Origin of the sequence: Paraburkholderia sp. NMBU_R16 (assembly GCF_013282575.1) — a bacterium.
In the GTDB taxonomy this organism is placed as follows: domain Bacteria; phylum Pseudomonadota; class Gammaproteobacteria; order Burkholderiales; family Burkholderiaceae; genus Trinickia.
In genome coordinates this window covers 1-1,135 of record NZ_JAAAYE010000216.1, presented here as the reverse complement: position 1 = coordinate 1,135, position 1,135 = coordinate 1, and the positions used below count along the sequence as shown (strand labels likewise).

Here is a 1,135-nt window from a genome sequence, read left to right as displayed (position 1 = left end):
TGGCGGTGCTCAACCGCATGCTGGCCGCCGCACGCCCGAACTCCGTGCGCTGTAAGGTTCATGCCGCATAACCTGTGGGGAAAGGGGCGCATTGCACACTGCTCCGCCTCCATGCACCAACGCCCCGCAAGGCGCTTGTGTTTCGCGGCCCGCACCGGCATACTGGCTAACACAAGTTAGCTAATCTGGAGAGGCAGCATGCTCACGGTCAACATGCACGACGCGAAGTCGAAACTCTCGAGCCTGGTCGAGCGGCTCGAGGTCGGTCAGGAAAACGAGGTCATCATCGCCCGCAACGGCACACCGGTCGCCCGGCTGGTGCCGTTTGCCGCGCCCCGGCGCATCGGTGCCGCGCGGCACCTGCTGGCCGGCCTCGCGGTGCCGGCCAGCGTCGAGGCGTTCAATGCCGGTGACGATGCGATTGCCGCCGATTTCGAGGCAAGCGCGCAGCAGGGCCTCACGCCGTGAGGGTGCTGCTCGACACGCATATTGCCCTGTGGGCCGCCGAAGGCGCGCCGCAGCTCTCGTCGCAGGCCGCCGCCCTGATCGAGGATCCGACCAATACGTTGCTGGTCAGCGCCGCAGCGATCTGGGAAATCGCCATCAAGCATGCGAAGGGCAACCTGCGCGTGCATCCGCGCGATGCCCGCTCGGCGTTTCGCCTCGCCGGTTTCGTCGAACTGCCGGTCACCGGCGACCATACGGAGGCTGTTGCACTGCTGCCGTCCCATGCGGACCACGCCGATCCATTCGACCGGCTGATGATCGCCCAGGCGCTGCACGAGGGGATGCCGCTGCTGAGCGCCGACCCGAAAGTGTGGCGCTATCACCCGACCCTGATGCTGCAGGCCTGACGGCGGGCTCACGTCATGGCTAACCGCCTCCAGCAGCTGACCCTGCCGCCGCCGCCGCGCAGCTATACGCGCACCGATTTCGCTGCGCCGCGCGCCCAGGGGCGTTGTCACGTTGCTGGGGCGATCGGGTAGGATTGCATCATGAAGAATAGAAAATCGCGGCGTTGGTGCATGGAGGCGGAGCAGTGTGCAATGCGCCCCTTTCCCCACAGGTTATGCGGCATGAACCTTACAGCGCACGGAGTTCGGGCGTGCGGCGGCCAGCATGCGGTTGAGCACCG

The 1,135-nt window shown here is 66.4% G+C and carries 2 protein-coding genes; both read left to right on the top strand.

Going from position 1 to position 1,135, the window contains the following annotated elements; all coding sequences use genetic code 11:
* Positions 1-198: 198 nt before the first annotated feature.
* Entirely contained in the window at positions 199-468 is a 270-nt protein-coding gene (locus GWC77_RS27915; protein WP_173262764.1) for a type II toxin-antitoxin system Phd/YefM family antitoxin, read from the top strand.
* The gene (locus GWC77_RS27910) at positions 465-854 is read left to right on the top strand and encodes a type II toxin-antitoxin system VapC family toxin (protein ID WP_173262761.1); all 390 of its coding nucleotides are present in this window, start codon (positions 465-467) and stop codon (positions 852-854) included. Before GWC77_RS27915 ends, GWC77_RS27910 begins: the two co-directional genes overlap by 4 nt.
* Positions 855-1,135 lie beyond the last annotated feature (281 nt).